Genomic DNA, 17,681 nt, shown 5'->3' on the forward strand with positions numbered 1-17,681 from the left:
AGGGGTAACCCCCCTGCTTCTCCAGAGACCAGAGCATTATGATGTAAAAAAGAAACCCACGTCTCAAAATGACGGGGTTTCTCGACAATCTGAGAGCCTGATCTCAGGCTCTTTTTCTTCACTGCAATCTTGATCTACAACTGGAGTTCTACCCCTGTATAAGCCGCTTCCTGACCATTTACGAGCAACGCAATCCGATGCGTTCCCGCATAATGGCGACGAGTTGTCAGGTCTGCAAAACGGTGTGTCCGTGTACCTGTAAGATGGGTTCCTCCGGGGACCGTTTTGTCAGATAGCAAAAACAGTTTACGTGAAACTTGTCCTCTCGCCTTTACAAAGTCAATGCCGTACTCGATGCGGACTCGTACCGGGTCACCTTCACGAAGCTGAAGCGCGTAGCTCAACTCACAGCTATCACCAAGCTTTAGCACGGTAAGGTCTGTGGTGAAAGAGGCACCCGTGACCAACGGTCCCCCGTCTGTTTCATCCGCATAGCCGAACATTGCCATCACTTCGGGGATAGATTTGCGAATCAGGGTCCGGCAGCCATGACGCACAATCCAGTCGGTGTCAGGATGTGTCCCTTTCCACCGTTGAGCCGTAGCAATGACCACATCAGGATGATCCTTGGCAATATCGTTCAGGTTGTTGGCTACACTTTTACGTACATATAGTGATGGATCGGCTTTCAGTAATTCCAATACAGCCAATACTGGAGCAGGATCGCGCTTAAACACAGGCAACGCCTGTCCCCAGGGTAGCCGTGGACGGCAGCCTTCGCTGGCAAGACGACGAACGTGCTCACTTTGATGTCCCGCCCAGGTCGTCATTTGCTGCATCATCCGTTCCGGTTCACGCAGGAGGAAGGGTCTTACGGCGAACTCCGCAGAGGACCTAGATGTGAATCGCTCCAGCGCCTTCATGGACAGGTCCCAATCCCCTTCTCCCTGCCCATACACCTCCACAAAATCGGGGAAAAACAAGTACGGAAAACCACTGCAATGCTCATCTATATTAAAAAGAATACCCAGAGCTTCTTCATAATTACTGGGCAAAAATGCCCCTAATGTTAACGAAATACGCCGTATTCGTTCTTTCAGCTCCAGCTCATCCCATTTTTCATCCATCACTTGATGGATAAATCCGATGGTATCGAACGGCCTGTATGCAGACTGTACTTTTTCACCGAATTGTTGAAGAAAATTCTCCGTGTACATATTTTTTAAGGGCTCAGCCATTATATATCTCCTTTTGAATGAGGTTGAGAGAATTGTAGCAAGGCATACTAAAAATGCCAAGTCCTATGATGAGGACCTGACATTTTTACATCAACACAAGAAATCGATTTAACTTATAATTCGTGTTGGGCAAACCAATTGGTAATGCGTTGCAGTCGTTCCACGCGAAGCTGCGGGTGCCCTTTTCGTGAAAGCTCGTGACTTGAAGCTGGAAAACGGACAAATTGCGTAGGTTTCCCCAAGCGACGCAATGCTGTAAACAGCTGTTCTCCCTGCTCTATAGGGCATCGCAGATCCTGCTCCCCGTGCAATATGAGCAGCGGTGTGTTAATTTGCTGCACATAAGCCAGCGGAGATTGCCTCCACAAGAGCTCGCAATCCTCCCACGGATTCCCGCCGACTTCATCTTCAGTAAACGAGTACCCTATGTCGCTCACTCCATACATTGACAGCCAATTAGATATGGAGCGCTGGGTTACAGCTGCGCGGAAACGATCGGTATGGCCAACAATCCAGTTTGTCATAAAGCCACCATAGCTGCCCCCTGTTACACCCAGCCTTTCCGGATCAATGAATGGGAACTGGCGTATAGCCTCGTCCACTGCGCTCAGTAGATCAGTGTAATCGCGTCCGCCGTAATCTCTAAGGACGACATTGGTAAAAGACTGTCCGTACCCTCGGCTTCCTCCGGGATTCGTGTAGATGACTGTATATCCCTGAGCGGCCAGCAACTGAAATTCATGAAAAAAAGAATTGGAATACATGGCATGAGGGCCACCGTGTATCTCCAAAATGGCAGGATAGGATACTCCCTCCTTAAACCCAGCAGGCTTCATTACCCATCCCTGCACCCGTCGGCCATCCTCAACCTCCGTCCAAAAGCACTCAGGCACACTAATCTCAATCTCATCAAGCAAAGAATCATTTACTCGTGTCAGCCGTTCCTCAGTTCCTGAATGAATCGCAATCCGGAACAAATCGCCTGGTAAAGTTACATCGGTGGAAGCGGCAATGATATGCTGCTCATCCGATGTAAGCTCGAATTGGTAAATTTCTCGTTCTCCTTGCGTTAAAATTTTAAAAGTTCCATCAAGAGCAAACTGATATACGTGCACATTTCCTTCACGTGTAACCAGCGTGTACAGGGATTGACCGTCGGCACTAAAGCGTGGTGGTCCTATATGAAGATGTGAACGCATGTCGCTCATACCCGCATTACCAAGGTGAGCGTCAAGCATCTCACTAACGCATACTGCCGTCCCCCCACTGGAAGGAACCGTGTACAGTCGGGTCTGAGTAGCGCCTTTGGCATGTCGATCATGGCCGTAAAAGGCAATCGTTGAACCGTCGGGAGAATAAGCAGCACTCTCGATGTGCAGTTCAGTATAGGTCAGCTTAAGCGGTGCTGCGGCATCATCATTTGAAATCGCAGGAGTTATCGTAAACAAATCATTTAGTTCACGTAAATCCGTATCCTCTTTCGAATGTTCTGCTATTCTGGCGACGAATAAAATACGTTGAGCATCCGGTGACCACACAGGCTCTGCCGCATCATAAGCGCCGGAAGTCAGTTGAACTGTGTGCCCCGAAGTCACATCCGTTACATACAAGTGATCACGAGTATCATCCCACAGTCCATAGCCGTCGGATTTAGCTTTCGTTCGATTAACAACTCGTCCCTTAAGTTGCGCCTCCTGAGTTCCTTCATCGGATATCGGGCTTGACGGGTTCTCGGCCGTTTTAGCTACAAACGATATGCAGGTCCCATTAGGAGACCAGGCTAATGAACGAACGTTGTTCTCTACGTATGTAAGCTGTCGTGCCTCTCCCCCGCGTTCTGGAATAATCCATACCTGGCGCTTGCCGTCTGTTGTACGGAGAAAAGCTAGTTGTGATCCGTCGGGTGACCAGACAGGCATTTCATCTTTCGGTCCGTATGTAAAGGGTAATGCGCTAGCGCCATCGGACGATAATAGCCAAATTCCTGAGTTATAATCTGTCCGTTCTTTATTAATATACTGTTCTACGTAAGCGATTTCACCACTAATAGGATGAATAACTGGATCGCTAACCCAGTGAAGTCGATATAAATCCTCGGCTGTTATACAGCGCTTGGTCGTGCTAAATTGCGAGTCGCCCAAAAAAATCCCTCCTTATATCATCAGATTCCACATTTTCAAATTTTAATTAATCCGATTAATTTTATGTGATTATAATAATTATACAATTACGTTACTCTTTTAATTTATTTCTGTCAATTTGTCCAAAATTAAAAAGCCCCTCTCTCAGTCGCTATCGACCAGAAAATACCGTTATTTCGGTTAATTTCATGAGAGAGGGTAACGTTATTCATCAATCATAACTGAAAATTCATTCGCTCCAAGCCCCTTTCAGCGAACGAATCGGCTTCGTCTGTTCCGGTTGATCGGGTCTAATTTTGGTTGGCTGTCTCGGCTTCATTTTTTTCACGAATGTAAGTGGAGAATAATTCAGGATTCACCACTTTACGCAGTAAATGCATCGTCCCGTCCCCTGTTCCATGGTCAAAAGCATGGATACGTTCATATCCCCAACGCTCGTACATGGATAGCAAATAGGGATGCTTTTCTGCAGTCGCCAGTGTTACTGCAGGAGCTCCCACCTGATCACGTATAATCGTTTGCTCTACCCAATTCAACAATTTTTTCCCATATCCTTTGCCCTGGGTAGCCGGGTCTACAGCAAACCACATCACAAACGGTAGATCGGTTATAAAATTAAGGGCTCTATTTTTGAGATGGCTAACGGTAGCCTGAATGACACCGTCTACTTCCAGCACATAGCAATCATTATTTTTAATATTTTCTTGAATGAGAGCAACGTCTGCCTGAGCGGCAGGCCATCGAAGCCCCAACTGCCGAATTGTTTCATACGCCTCATACGTCACATACTGCAATCTTTCTGCGTCCTCTTGGAGTGCCAGACGATAGATTTCACTCATACTAACCCGCCTCCTTATAGTGTTTTTATAAAACGCGTGAACCACTATATAATTATTCCTATCTATTTAATCAGATATAAAAGTTAAAATAACTGTAGCATGCTCACCATCCAGCGACAAATTAATTTTTTCTATAACTCCATTTAAAATAACAATATCCCCTCGAAAGAGGGGCATTCGGTAAATCAAAGTCAACGCAAAAAAGCCCGAAAGCCGGGCTCCTTTACTTTCTTGACGAATAAAATGCTGTCCATGCCTCAGGCATTTTCAAACACAACATGTTTGCAGTGTTACTCCGCAGGGGCAGTAAAGCTGCGTTTGGCAAACTCGCTGTCCAGCATATAAAAGGCGTTGCTGTCTCTTTCAATGCGTTTAAGCTTCTGGATAACACTGTCGAACAGCGCTTCTTCCTCGACTTGCTCATCAATAAACCATTTCAAGAAATGGATCGTTGCATGCTCACGTGCATCGAGGGCCAAGTCAGCCAAATGATAAAATTTTTGCGTGTTTTGCTGCTCATGCTTGTAGCCATGCTCAAATACGTCCAGCATGGAATCGTAGCTGTTCTTGGGCTCTGGTAATGCAGCCAATGTAGCACGTCCTCTACGGTCATTAATGTATTTATACAGTTTCATGGCATGAAACCGTTCCTCCTCAGCTTGTACTAGGAAGAAGTTTGCAAACCCATCCAGACTTTCACTGGAGCAATAAGCAGCCATCGCCAGATATACGTGAGCGGAGTAAAATTCAAAGTTCATTTGCTCATTCAGAGCCTGTGCCAAATTGTCATTCATGTCTCAGGTCACCTCGGTCATGTATGTAATGATGTAACGATCATAGTGTACCACGAATCCGATCACAAAAAAACGGACGGAAATGAATCCAGTTCAGTGCTCTCACATTCCGCCCGCGATTTCCACACTCAGTTCGCAATCAAGGCTCCAGGCCCCAAACACGTTTGTCGTTTATATACAAAGGTGCTTTGTCCCAATCCGTATAAGAGGTCTTGGTAGAATCATAGGAAAAATCATCACTTTCGTTATAGTCGCTCCAGTCCGTCTTGTTCATGCGAATTTGAATATCTCCTGTATTTTCCCCTGCTGCCAGACTTCCCGCACCAGCTCCAAAGGAGATCTCCAGATAATAATCTGCACCTGTAACGGCCTTATCCAGTTTCACAAAACGTCCCTGAACGTTACTACTACCCAACTGTGCATAGTCACAATGGAATTCCTGTGACTTGTCGCCATCTACGGTATAGTAGTATCTCAGCTTAACATTTTTCAGTTCGACAGCCTCTTTACCCTTGTTTACAACACGGAACAGTGGCCGAATCTGGTTATCTCCCGGATTAGTGTCGCCCACGCGGTATTGGGCAATCACGTCTCCCGTTGCTGGAATGGGAGCTGCCGTAGGCTTAGCACTGACCTCGACAGAATCCGGGCTGGTTCCTAAAGAATTTGTTGCATTTGCTACATAATAATAAGTGGTTTCATTCAGCACTCCTGTATCCTTGTAAGTGCTGTCTGTTACCGTTGCTACTGTGGTATAAGGACCACCACTGGTTGTCGAGCGCTTGACCGTATAGCTATCGGCACCCGTCGCTTTGCTCCAAGTGAGTGTAACCTGAGCATCCCCTGCGTTTGCCTTCACATTTGCCGGAGCTTTGGGAGCTGTCGGCTCGGTTGGTCCACTACCGTTAATGAGACGGTCATACTCAGCATAAGCCGTTGCCATATCGACTTGGGACCAGAAACGGTGATACGTAAATTCTGGAGCACCTTTATCCCATTTTTTGGTCTGATTGTTCCAAGAAGTCGTGTATTTATCTTTAAGATAGGACCATTGCGGATCTTTAGTGATATTAGGCCGGATATCGCTATAGCTGGAATAGGTACCATTGCCGCCCTTGGACGGGTCAGAAGCGGTAGCGTCTGTGCCAGGGATCGTGTTGCCTTGTCCAGTCTTACCACTCCAGCCGTTCGGGATATACACTTCTTTAGTAAAATAACGATAATAATCCTCGCGAGCTTCCTTCGTTGTAATACCTATACCATCGTTATAACCCCATGCAGCATCAAGCAAAGCTTTAGACAGATCCTTAGCTTCCTTGCCTAACTCGGAATAGTCTCCTTTTTCAGCTTTCGTTCCAGCAGCAAAGAAAGTAAGTGCTTTAACATAGCTGCCCAGTACTCCGGCATCCTGCCCCGGATTCTTTGTTACCACATGGAGATTGGTATTCCCTTTATGATTGGCAAATCCGCTCCAGGTTTCAGGCTTTCCACTCCACTCCAGATTGCTCGGCAGCCAGAATTCGCCTTTAGCTGCTGTAGTAGCCACTTTCGGATTTTTGCCACCCAGAATACGCTTGCCTTGTGCATCCAAATAATATCCCTGCACGTCAGTCACAGGCCGTTCGTTGGCAAATACATAGTTCTTGGACCATGCGATCCAGTTTTCCGTCACTTGTTTAGCCATTTTAAACTGCTCGGACGAAGTATCCCCTTTCTTGGCTAAAATGTAGTACAGCTCGGCAACTCGCTCGACAGGCCAAGCCTGCATCCCGAACCAGTTATTCGACGGTGGATCGTTATATACAGGAGCCCCTGTATAAGCCATGCCATAAAAGGTACTTGTGCCAGATGGATAAGCCTTGTAGGCACCATCCCAGCTATTCGTCGCTCCGCCTGCAATGGCCCCCTCATCGGATTGCAGCCAAGTATAAAACTCCAGTTGGCGCTTCAGCGAGGTCGCCCAATCCTGTCCCGCCGTTGGTGAATTCGGTATTAATCCACCATCTTGGTTGGACAACGCATATGCTGCGACGACATTTTGGTAGCCCTGATGTGCATGGCTGGCACCAATACGCCAAGCCCAGTTGCCGCTTTGGCCAAGTCCGCCGCCCCAGGATGTATACCATGCCATCAGATAAAGACTGGCATCCTTGCCCGTACCAGCAATTGGACTTCCATTGGAAGCGCTTCCGGTTTTCTGGAAGTATTTATCGTACATGCCGTAACGCAAAAAGTCTCCCATCTTTTTGGCTTTATCCAAATATACGGAGTTGTCATATCCCAATTCCTTAGCCCAGTACATCGCTTGAACTGCCCGTGCATCTGCATCGGTGGCATTCGTGTAACGCCATTGCTGAGCCGGGGCATTATTTTCCTTGGTGAACAAGCTCATAAAGCCTTCATTAGGCTTGCCAAACTTTTGATTGTCTTGCGATGGATGTGGTACAACCTCCCAGACCGATTCCTGTTCCCCGCGCTGGAAGGTGTTTACATAGGCTGCTGTATGCGACGGATTCAGAAGATTTCCGAAACCGTACCAATTATCCACGTCCAACAACCAGTGCATCAGATAAGTCTGGTTGTTGCCATAGGTTGCCTTCAGCTCAGAGTCCAGTGGATCCTTGCCAGCACCATACTGACCACTTAGGCGGCTTGGGTACTGATCCGGCTGCGAATATTCTGCTGCATAAGTGGCGGGGCTGTTCGGGTTATAGTTACTCATTGTCGGTTGCTCTTCCTTACCGTCGCCTTCATTAACAGGAATGATATATTTCTCCATGTTGTCCCACGCGGATTCCAAATGCCCCCAATCCCCGGTATAATGACCATACAGTACTTCCAGCCACATCCAGTAGCTGTACGCTTCCGAAGTCGTTAAGTGTCCGTAATCCGGAGCCTCGCTCATGAGCGTTTCAACGGAATGATAAGGTATGCCTTCTTTTGAAAAGTATCCGCTAGCCGGATCCTTCAGCTGTTTATACAATTGTAGAAAGCGTGTCGATTCCGGTGTTGTAGCTGATGCACGGTCGGGTTCTGCCTGAAATAAGCCCAAGGTTAACGGAAGTACCAAAATAGCTGACATGACCATAGAGACAGATTTCCTGAACACGGATTTTCTGCTGATCACTTTGCATTCATCCTCTCCATTATCAATTTTGACTTTACACAAGATTTTATTCCGAAAAATGACAGCATAAAAAGACAGCACCATCACCTCACTTTCCCATAAAAAAGGTGGAGGACACGCTGTCTATTGCTCCAAATGCTTCGCATTGGCCCTGGAAAAAATATACCACACTAGGCGCCAAATGAGAGTCGAAAAATTATATATGTTTAGAGTTTCACAAGGAAAATTGACGAAATCAATTGGAATCGGTACTATTTCACAGGGAGGCGTTAAAACATGAAAATTTTGCTATTGCTTGGTTGTATCGTGATGTTTTTAGCCGTAGCGCTTGGAGCGTTCGGCGCACACGCATTGAAAAAGAGACTTTCCGCAGACATGATGAGCATATTCCAGACAGGAATTCAATATCAAATCGCTCATGGACTGGGTTTGCTGCTGCTTGGAGTTCTTGCTGACAGACTTGTCCATTCTTCTCTCATCGTAACCGCAGGCTGGGTTATGCTGGTGGGTATTCTCCTATTTTCCGGTAGTCTGTATGCCCTTAGTATATCCGGTGTGAAAAAGCTTGGAGCAATCACCCCCATTGGCGGGTTGGCTTTTTTGGCAAGCTGGGTCATTGTGATCGTGGCGGTTGTGCAGGGTTAAACAAGGGTAAAGAAACAGAGACTTGGAAAAGGAGGCGCTTCCAAGTCTCTCGAATTATTAACGTAGCATTCCTGAGTATTATGATAGAATACATTATTTCGTCTGCACTTGTTGCGCTTTCTGAGCGGCTATCCGGTGTCCTTCGATATAACGTCTGGATTCAGCCATCTCATGCTCCTGAGCAGCTTCCATAATAATATGAACCCCCGGCTTGTACTGCTCCAGCAGTTCCATGTAGAGGCCATAGTTCATGTCTCCAAAACCCGGCGGCACCGTCTCAATTTCACCCGACGATGACAAACGCCGGTCTTTGGCATGCGCAGCGATAATCCGGGGGCCCAGCAGTTGGAAAGCTTCCCGAATGATCTCATCCTGCTGCGCCATATTTTCCGTTTTCAGCAGATTACCAGGATCAATCACAACACCGATGTGTGAAGAGGGCACTTCCTCCAGAAAGGTAGCCAACTCTACGGCAGTTCCTACCAAGTGATCGTTTGCAGCTTCCAATCCTACGAATACGCCCCACTTCTCCGCTTCATCTGCTAATTCACGCACTACTTCCCTTACAACTCTCCAGTCACGTTCCGTATAGGCGGTACCATCCTCATTACGTCCCACTTCAGCTGCAACCATGGGTGCTCCTAACAGACCCGCATATCGGATCAGCTCTTTAAAGCGCTCTACATTTTCACGCAGCAATTCCTCATCCTGTACAAAAAAATGCAAATAGCACCCGAGCACCGATATGGAAACACCATGCTTACGAAATTCTTCTGCGATAGACAGTGCCAATCCCGGATTGAACTTACCCGGTTTATTAAAATCCACATCACTGATCGCTCTCCACGGAGCCAGCTGAACATGAGTAAAGCCCGCTGCGCCTACCTTTGCAGCCAATTCGCGATAAGGCAACTTGCCAAACAAATGTGCCAATACACCTACTGTCACTAAAATTCACCTCTTATTTTTATTTTTGTATGCTACTTGTTACCGTAATCTGCTCCAAGGTCTCATTGATGATGTGCGTAATCCGCTCCACTTCATCATGAATAAAAAAGTGTCCTCCCTCAAAGGTAAACATACGAAATTGCTGATCCGTATGCTGTGCCCATGCCTCTGCATCTTGTAAGGTCACCGTGTTATCGGTCATTCCCGTCAAAGCGGTGATAGGACAATGTAAAAGTGCGGCTTTAGCCGTGTACTTATACAACTCAACAGCTTTGAAATCCGCTCTTAACACGGGCATAAAATAGTCGTATAATTCCTGATTGTCAAAAATCGCTTCCGAAAGCTGACCGTACCGCTGCAAATGCGTCCTGAACTGATCTGCGGGCAGATCGTGTAACCACGAGGAATTTCTTGGGACATGCGGTGCCCGTCCACCCGAAACGAACAGATGAGCAGGCTTGCCATATCCACCGGCCACCAGCTTGTAGTACAGCTCGAATGAGATCATCGTCCCCATACTGTGGCCGTATATGGCATAAGGATTGCCGGGGGCTATCTCTTCGCTGATCTTGTGCATCAGATCCTCGCTCATCTCCTCAATGCTTTCCTTTAGCGGTTCCCCAGAACGAATACCCCTGCCCGCTAATTCCAGTGGAACAAGCTTAATCTGCGGAAGTAGCGACTTTTTCCATTTGAAGCTGACCGACGCCGATCCGCCTGCATATGGGATGAAAAATAATGTGATAGGTGCCATTCTTGCAACCTCCTGCCTTGCTAAGTTCTAACTTTTTCATTTTAGCATAAAAAGGTATATTTACCCATTTCAAATATTTTGCAAATCCCAGAAGAAAGGTTGAGAAAATCAAGCGCATTTTACATAAAGAGGGGAATATCTTCCTAAAGGAAGAACGGCTTCATGTTTGAATATAATCATGTATTGGGCCTTTTATTTTTTCAAATCGAGAGGAGTTCTGCGCCATGAAGTATGGTTTCTTCGATGATGTCAATCAAGAATATGTCATCCACACCCCTCAAACCCCTTATCCTTGGATTAATTATTTAGGTAATGAACGATTTTTTGGACTGATTTCCAATACAAGTGGCGGCTATGCATTTTACCGGGATGCTCGCTTACGTCGCTTAACACGTTACCGTTACAATAATATTCCTGTCGATAACGGTGGTCGTTATTTTTATATTTATGATGATGGGGATTATTGGACTCCAGGCTGGATGCCGGTCAAACGGGAGCTGGAGCAGTATGAATGCCGCCATGGACTTGGTTATACCTCAATTATGGGAGAACGCAACGGTATTCGAGCCACGCAGCTGGCTTTTGTACCCCTATCCTTTGACGGCGAGGTCCATCAGGTTAAGCTTCAGAACACATCATTACAAACCAAAAAGATCAAACTCTTTTCGTTCGTGGAATTTTGTCTGTGGAACGCCTATGACGATATGACCAACTACCAGCGCAACTTGAACACGGGCGAGGTTGAGATACAGGACTCTGTCATTTATCACAAAACGGAATACCGTGAACGCCGCAATCACTATGCTTTTTTCTCTGCTAATCGTCCGCTAGCGGGTTATGATACAGATCGTGAAGCTTTTCTGGGACTCTACAACGGATTAGATCAGCCTCAAACGGTCGCCGCTGGGCAAGCCTCGAACTCTATTGCCAGCGGATGGTCCCCTGTCGGATCACATTGCATTGAGATCACGCTGGAGCCAGGCAAAGAAACAAGCTGTAACTTTATACTCGGTTATGTGGAAAATCCCGAGGAAGAGAAATGGGAGTCCCACGGTGTTATTAATAAAAAACAGGCACATGCCATGATTGCGCAGTTTGCGGATGAAACCGATGTAAAACAAGCTTTGAGTGAACTCCGAGCCTATTGGTACAATCTGCTGTCCAAGTACACCCTTCAAAGCCACGACGACAAGCTGAACCGAATGGTAAACATATGGAACCCGTATCAATGCATGGTTACATTCAATATGTCACGTTCAGCTTCGTATTTTGAATCTGGTATCGGACGTGGTATGGGCTTCCGGGATTCAAATCAAGATTTGCTCGGTTTCGTCCACCAAATACCGGAGCGGGCACGGGAACGGATTATCGACATTGCCTCTACTCAATTTGAAAACGGCGGAGCTTATCATCAGTACCAACCGTTAACCAAAAAAGGAAACCACGAGGTTGGCGGTGGCTTTAACGACGATCCGTTATGGCTTATTGTCGGTACCGCAGCGTATATCAAAGAAACGGGAGACTTTGGCATACTGGACGAACAAGTGCCCTTTGACGGAAATGTAGAGCGTGCGGCTACGCTGTTTGAACATTTGAAGCGTTCTTTTTACCATGTAATAAATAATCTTGGTCCGCATGGTCTTCCACTCATTGGCCGAGCTGACTGGAACGATTGTCTGAATCTCAATTGTTTTTCCGCTACACCCGATGAGTCCTATCAGACAACACAGAATTTGGAGGGCCGAGTAGCTGAATCCGTGTTTATCGCCGGACTATTCGTATATACGGGACCGGATTTTATTGAGCTCTGCAAGCGCAGAGGTTTGGATGAAGAAGCGTCCACAGCTCAAGCCCATGTGGATCGTATGCGAGCAGCTACATTGGAGCATGGTTTTGATGGGGAATGGTTCTTACGTGCGTATGACCATTATGGAGACAAAATAGGAAGCAAGGATTGTGAGGAAGGTCAAATTTTCATTGAACCTCAAGGTTTCTGTGTCATGGCAGGAATTGGTGTTGAAGAAGGCTTGGCACATAAAGCTCTCGATTCTACACGTGATCGACTGGAAACTCCCTACGGCATCGTGCTGCAACATCCATCTTATTCCCGTTACTACATCAATCTGGGCGAAATCTCATCTTACCCTCCCGGGTATAAGGAAAATGCCGGTATTTTCTGCCACAATAACCCGTGGATTATGATGGCGGAAGCCGTAATAGGACGTGGAGATCGCGCTTTTGAGCTATATAGCAAAATTGCACCTGCCTATCTGGAGGACATCAGCGACATTCACCGCACCGAGCCGTATGTGTATGCACAAATGATTGCGGGCAAGGATGCTGTTCGTGAAGGCGAAGCCAAAAATTCCTGGCTGACGGGTACAGCGGCATGGAACTTTATAGCTATTACTCAATCCATCCTCGGTATCCAGCCGGAATGGGACGGTCTGCGTATTGACCCGTGCATTCCTACAGCCTGGGACGAATTCATAGTCACCCGCGTCTTCCGTGGCGATACCTACGTGATCCATATCACGAATCCACAGCATGTCTCCAAGGGTGTAGCTACGGTTACTGTAGACGGTACCCTCCTTACGAATAATATTCTGCCGGTTGCAGCGGACGGGGCTATCCACCAAGTAAAAGTGTTACTAGGCTAACAAGTTCATGGCCTTCAAAAAAATTAGCTTCAACTTCATCACATAGTATCTTATAATACGAGAATGGCTAAAGATACATTAAGTGTGGTGACATCATGAACAAGACAAAACGGCTTACTCAAACCATGGATTACAAAACAAAGCAAGCCCACTGGGTACGCAAAATGTTATTACTGTATTGGATGATTATAGCTGTACATTTTATCGTCCAGCTGGGCAGCTACTTATTTCTTGATTACGCCGCTTCGCCTTATGAATTTTACGTCGGAACCCTGATTGTTCCTACGCTAATCATGAGTGGTTCCAACTTACTGGCAGAGTTGGCTCATTTTAAATTTAACAGGTATTCTTTTGCGATCCTGTTTATGGCAAGCACCGTCATTTGCTGGATGATTATTCGCCTAAATTATGATATCCGGATTATTCCTGCGCTATGTTTGTTGCCTATTTTCTCTTCTATTCTGTTCTTCAATCGTCGCTTAATATGGCTTTCCTTTGTATTGCAAGTGGTCGTCTTTTTTCTGTTGCTGGCAGCAGATGGATCATTCCGCAGCTATTTGTCAGACTTTGATATTGTGGCGATTCCAACCTTTTTGATTATGTCCACCTTTCTTGCTCTCATTATTCAGGCCAGCGGCCGCGATTTGTTAGTGGATTTGTATAAAACAAAGCGTGCCCAACAGGAATTAATGATCAGTAATGCGATTATCAGCAAAATGTCAATGACTGATGGTTTGACAAAGCTGTACAATCATTTGTCCTTTCAAAACTTTTATGAAAAAGCACTCGAATATGCTGAACAAGGAGCGATCATCCATCTGGCGTTAGTGGATATTGATAATTTCAAGAAAATCAATGACAATTACGGACATCAGTTCGGTGATAAAATTTTGGAAGGCATCTCTCAAATCATTACAGAGCAAATTACAGCGAATGACATTCCGGCCCGCTATGGCGGTGAAGAATTTGCTATTTTGATGTTTGAGCATACTTCTGAGGAAGCCTATCAGATCGTTGAGAATATCCGGCGTGAAGTAGAGAATATGACCTTTCAGGAGAAAATGCAAATCGTTTCCGTAACCGTTAGCATTGGATTAAAAGGCTATACCGAGGATATGAACAAAGACAAAGATGTATTTTTCCAGGAGACAGACAACTATTTGTATCAAGCCAAGCGCTCCGGGAAAAACAAAATTGTTGCTCTTAATCATACCGCTTAATGTAAAAACGCTTCATTTGATGAGACTCCGGCTTGCCGGAGTTTTCTTGTATATAGAGCTCAAAATTTAATAGAGTTGACAACTCCATAAGTTGAAACTAAAATAGTTACATATGTATTGGTTATTTACTTACTAAAAATAAGTCTAAGGAGATGATTTTTGTATGCCAACCCTCGTTATTGTCGTTCACCCTGATCTTGCGGAATCTCGAATTAACAAAAGATGGGTGCAAGAACTCAAGAAACAATCCGGCGTGACCGTTCACAACCTGTATGAAGTATATCCGGATGAGCAAATCAATGTCGCCCAGGAGCAGGAACTGCTAGAGCAGCATGACCGTATCGTTCTGCAATTTCCTTTTTACTGGTACAGCACTCCTTCCCTACTGAAAAAATGGCTGGATAAGGTTCTAACCTACGGCTGGGCTTATGGGAGCGAAGGTGGCAAGCTACAGGGCAAAGAGTTGTTGATTGCCTTGTCTGCTGCCAGTGTTGAGGAAAACTATCAACATGACGGACGGAATAGGTATACGATCGAAGAGCTACTGAGACCTCTGGAAGCTACAGGCCATATGATTGGTGTCAAATTGCTCCCTTATTTCGTACAATATGGTGCTGCAGTACTGACCGATGAGCAACTAGACCAATCCGCACAAAAATACGCGCAAACAGTTATTTCTTAATTTTTTACTAGAAAGCCCCTTGGACGGCGCCTGTCATACCTGCTTTACAGCAGACGGCAGCTCCAACCAAGGGGCTTTACTGATTGATTACATCGTAACCAAGGTACTGGTTACCTGTGCCATGCTTTCTTTAATAATGTCGCAGCCCTTACGCAAGTTTTCCAAGCTTATCGTTAACGCTGGCATAATTTTAATTACTGTATCGTTACGCCCAGCACGCTCAACAATGAGTCCCCTACTAAAGCAGAGAGTCGTTACCTCCTTGGCGAACGCTTCTCCCAGATGAGATACATCAATCCCCCAGATCAATCCCATGCCGCGAATTTCAATAAGAGGATCTATGGATTGGATTTGTTCACGCAAGAACTGCTGAACAAAAGCCTCTTTTTCCTTCACTTGTGCTTCCAGCCCTACCGTATCTCTGAACTCAAGCGCCGCCTTTGCCCCGACGAAAGCAAGCTGATTTCCACGGAAGGTGCCGTTATGCTCACCTGGACTCCATATATCCAATTCTGGCTTGAGCAGCAATAGAGACATGGGCAAACCGTATCCACTGATCGACTTGGACAAAACAACCATATCAGGAACGATTCCCGCCCGCTCGAATGAGAAGAACGAACCAACTCGACCGCAACCGACTTGAATATCGTCCACAATAAGCAAAATATCATGATCATCGCACAACTGTCGCAAATCACGCAGCCATTCGGTATCTGCAATATGAATGCCGCCTTCAGCCTGTACCGTTTCCAAAATGATCGCGGCAGGCTTTTCCACACCTGAATGGGTGTCTGTTAAAAGCTGCTCCATATACAAAATGGTATCCATTCCGTTAAATGTGCTGTTATAAGGTATAAAGGTAACATTGTTCAGGGGAACCCCTGCGCTCTCTCGCATGGAGGTGTTGCTGGTAATCGATAAACTACCCAGCGACATTCCGTGGAACGCACCCATAAAGGCAAAAATACCATTTCTGTTTTTCACCTTGCGTGCAAGTTTCAGTGCTGCTTCCACCGCATTGGTTCCGGTCGGTCCGCAAAATTGCAGCTTATAATTCAAGCCCTTGGGCTGGAGAATACGCTCTGAAAAAGACTCCATAAACTCTTGCTTGGCCGTCGTGTACATATCCAGACCATGCATAATCCGATCGGATGTCAAATAATCCAATAACCGGTTTTTCATAAAATCATTATTATGCCCATAGTTCAAAGCCCCTGCCCCGGCAAAAAAGTCAATGTAACCCTTGCCTGTCTCCGTGTACAGTACATCGTTTTTAGCTTTGTTGAATACAACTGGAAAACTTCTGCAATAGGATCTTACATTGGACTCCAGCGCTTCGAATGTGTTCATGATCTCTCGTCCTCCCGCTGACCTGATTTTAAAAACATACAAGCATGGAAAGCAAAAAAAGTGTAAATATGTAATCTAAATGAGAAGACAGTCTGAATTCACAATGGGATATCCACACCAAAGAATCATGAGTACGATTACAAGAACAATTAAAGTACTAAAATTAAATACAGAGATAGCACATGAGAGTAGATTAGTAGAAGATTAAATAGTGGGTTTTTCTAAGAGGCCTATCAGAGGATGTCAACTCCTATGTAATAAAATACCATAATTTTCATTTAAGTCAATGCATGTTTCTGAGGTGTTTTGTTAAATTTTTGTAATTTATCATCAGCGGCTTGTAGTATATTGTTAAAATAAAACGAAAAATGTCGTATTATAGTGATAAATCTCAAAAATAGTACATTTCCATATCAAATAGATATACATCTGGACTAATTGTCCACAGGATTGTCACAACAAACCTGATCTTTTGACAGACTGTCCAAAGGAGTTTACTCTATCAACAGAACCTGTCAAAACTTGTTGTAAACATTGCAGTTATCCTAACTATTTGGCTCGAATTTGATAGAAAGATAAGGAAATATGATCATGTCTAATGTTTTGATTATTGAAGATGACAATATGCTGGGAGATACCCTTTCCTTGTATTTAACAGGAGAAGACTACAACGTTACTCGAGTGGAACAAGCGTCTGAGGGTATTGCAAGGCTTAAGGTCGTACAGCCCGATATTATTTTGCTGGATCTGCTGCTTCCAGATTTGGATGGCGTGAATCCCTGCCCACTGATACGCAAGCATACGGACGTCCCCATCATCGTGATTTCTACAGAAAACAACATATCAGAGCGCATTCGTACACTTACGTTGGGAGCAGATGATTATATTTGCAAGCCTTTTAGTATGCAAGAGCTAAAAGCACGGATGGAGGCTCTTTTTCGTCGTATTGAAATCACGCGCTTACAAGGAAGTGGCAGAGCACCTGAACCTGAAACGGGCATTACTTTGGATCTAGCGAGAAGAATGATTACCGTTAACGGACAAAATGTGGAGACAACATATTCAGAATTTGAGCTTATGAAGCTTTTTTATTTGAACCGAGGAATTGTATTCAGCAGGTATGCTTTAATTCAGGCTCTCCGTGGCACAGACTCCTTTATTAACGAGAGGGCCGTGGACGTACATATTAACCATTTACGCAGAAAAATCGAAAAAGACCCTAAGAAACCGCAATTGATTAAGACCATCTGGGGAATCGGCTACAAATTTATGCAATAACACGG

Annotated in this window: 13 protein-coding genes; 5 read left to right on the top strand and 8 right to left on the bottom strand. The window is 45.5% G+C overall.

Going from position 1 to position 17,681, the window contains the following annotated elements; translation table 11 throughout:
• Positions 1-134: 134 nt before the first annotated feature.
• The 5 genes from JOD82_RS25320 to JOD82_RS25340 form a co-directional block, all read right to left on the bottom strand.
• On the bottom strand, positions 135-1,238 hold the full coding sequence (locus JOD82_RS25320; RefSeq protein WP_069011136.1) for a DNA alkylation repair protein: 1,104 nt from the start codon (positions 1,236-1,238) through the stop codon (positions 135-137).
• 113 nt (positions 1,239-1,351) lie between these two features.
• Positions 1,352-3,379: a S9 family peptidase gene (locus JOD82_RS25325; RefSeq protein ID WP_069011138.1), complete on the bottom strand. Its 2,028-nt coding sequence runs from the start codon at positions 3,377-3,379 to the stop codon at positions 1,352-1,354.
• A gap of 290 nt (positions 3,380-3,669) precedes the next feature.
• Entirely contained in the window at positions 3,670-4,218 is a 549-nt protein-coding gene (locus JOD82_RS25330) for a GNAT family N-acetyltransferase (RefSeq protein ID WP_029515029.1), read from the bottom strand.
• A gap of 290 nt (positions 4,219-4,508) precedes the next feature.
• Positions 4,509-5,012 (bottom strand): ferritin, encoded by a 504-nt coding sequence (locus tag JOD82_RS25335; protein WP_039275069.1) that lies wholly within the window; start codon positions 5,010-5,012, stop codon positions 4,509-4,511.
• A gap of 139 nt (positions 5,013-5,151) precedes the next feature.
• Complete coding sequence (locus tag JOD82_RS25340; RefSeq protein ID WP_029515031.1) at positions 5,152-8,139, bottom strand: glycoside hydrolase family 48 protein; 2,988 nt, start codon at positions 8,137-8,139, stop codon at positions 5,152-5,154.
• Positions 8,140-8,415: 276 nt separating this feature from the next.
• Between JOD82_RS25340 and JOD82_RS25345 the strand changes: the two genes are divergently transcribed.
• Positions 8,416-8,784, top strand: a complete 369-nt coding sequence (locus JOD82_RS25345) for a DUF423 domain-containing protein (protein WP_069011139.1) — start codon at positions 8,416-8,418, stop codon at positions 8,782-8,784.
• Between the two features lie 93 nt (positions 8,785-8,877).
• Here JOD82_RS25345 and JOD82_RS25350 read toward each other — a convergent pair whose 3' ends face one another.
• Both JOD82_RS25350 and JOD82_RS25355 read right to left on the bottom strand, forming a co-directional pair.
• A complete protein-coding gene (locus JOD82_RS25350) occupies positions 8,878-9,732 on the bottom strand; it encodes a sugar phosphate isomerase/epimerase family protein (RefSeq protein ID WP_039275066.1) in 855 nt (284 codons plus the stop codon).
• Between the two features lie 19 nt (positions 9,733-9,751).
• Positions 9,752-10,486 (bottom strand): thioesterase II family protein, encoded by a 735-nt coding sequence (locus JOD82_RS25355; protein ID WP_069011141.1) that lies wholly within the window; start codon positions 10,484-10,486, stop codon positions 9,752-9,754.
• Between the two features lie 224 nt (positions 10,487-10,710).
• Between JOD82_RS25355 and JOD82_RS25360 the strand changes: the two genes are divergently transcribed.
• The 3 genes from JOD82_RS25360 (at position 10,711) to JOD82_RS25370 (ending at position 15,048) form a co-directional block, all read left to right on the top strand.
• Entirely contained in the window at positions 10,711-13,146 is a 2,436-nt protein-coding gene (locus JOD82_RS25360) for a glycoside hydrolase family 94 protein (protein ID WP_069011143.1), read from the top strand.
• Positions 13,147-13,241: 95 nt separating this feature from the next.
• The gene (locus JOD82_RS25365) at positions 13,242-14,366 is read left to right on the top strand and encodes a GGDEF domain-containing protein (RefSeq protein ID WP_029515039.1); all 1,125 of its coding nucleotides are present in this window, start codon (positions 13,242-13,244) and stop codon (positions 14,364-14,366) included.
• Between the two features lie 163 nt (positions 14,367-14,529).
• Entirely contained in the window at positions 14,530-15,048 is a 519-nt protein-coding gene (locus JOD82_RS25370) for an NAD(P)H-dependent oxidoreductase (RefSeq protein WP_029515040.1), read from the top strand.
• Between the two features lie 87 nt (positions 15,049-15,135).
• Here JOD82_RS25370 and ectB read toward each other — a convergent pair whose 3' ends face one another.
• The gene (gene ectB, locus JOD82_RS25375; RefSeq protein ID WP_029515041.1) at positions 15,136-16,398 is read right to left on the bottom strand and encodes a diaminobutyrate--2-oxoglutarate transaminase; all 1,263 of its coding nucleotides are present in this window, start codon (positions 16,396-16,398) and stop codon (positions 15,136-15,138) included.
• A gap of 591 nt (positions 16,399-16,989) precedes the next feature.
• On the opposite strand from ectB, the gene JOD82_RS25380 reads away from it, so the two are divergent.
• Entirely contained in the window at positions 16,990-17,676 is a 687-nt protein-coding gene (locus JOD82_RS25380; protein WP_029515042.1) for a response regulator transcription factor, read from the top strand.
• Positions 17,677-17,681: the final 5 nt, after the last annotated feature.

Origin of the sequence: Paenibacillus sp. 1182 (assembly GCF_017833915.1) — a bacterium.
In the GTDB taxonomy this organism is placed as follows: domain Bacteria; phylum Bacillota; class Bacilli; order Paenibacillales; family Paenibacillaceae; genus Paenibacillus; species Paenibacillus polymyxa_D.

Excerpts from the sequence above, each read along its gene's own strand:
- JOD82_RS25365 (WP_029515039.1), top strand. The coding sequence starts at position 13,242 with ATGAACAAGACAAAACGGCTTACTCAAACCATGGATTACAAAACAAAG.
- JOD82_RS25335 (WP_039275069.1), bottom strand. The coding sequence starts at position 5,012 with ATGAATGACAATTTGGCACAGGCTCTGAATGAGCAAATGAACTTTGAA.
- JOD82_RS25360 (WP_069011143.1), top strand. The coding sequence starts at position 10,711 with ATGAAGTATGGTTTCTTCGATGATGTCAATCAAGAATATGTCATCCAC.
- JOD82_RS25345 (WP_069011139.1), top strand. The coding sequence starts at position 8,416 with ATGAAAATTTTGCTATTGCTTGGTTGTATCGTGATGTTTTTAGCCGTA.
- JOD82_RS25320 (WP_069011136.1), bottom strand. The coding sequence starts at position 1,238 with ATGGCTGAGCCCTTAAAAAATATGTACACGGAGAATTTTCTTCAACAA.
- JOD82_RS25380 (WP_029515042.1), top strand. The coding sequence starts at position 16,990 with ATGTCTAATGTTTTGATTATTGAAGATGACAATATGCTGGGAGATACC.
- JOD82_RS25370 (WP_029515040.1), top strand. The coding sequence starts at position 14,530 with ATGCCAACCCTCGTTATTGTCGTTCACCCTGATCTTGCGGAATCTCGA.
- JOD82_RS25355 (WP_069011141.1), bottom strand. The coding sequence starts at position 10,486 with ATGGCACCTATCACATTATTTTTCATCCCATATGCAGGCGGATCGGCG.
- JOD82_RS25330 (WP_029515029.1), bottom strand. The coding sequence starts at position 4,218 with ATGAGTGAAATCTATCGTCTGGCACTCCAAGAGGACGCAGAAAGATTG.
- ectB (WP_029515041.1), bottom strand. The coding sequence starts at position 16,398 with ATGAACACATTCGAAGCGCTGGAGTCCAATGTAAGATCCTATTGCAGA.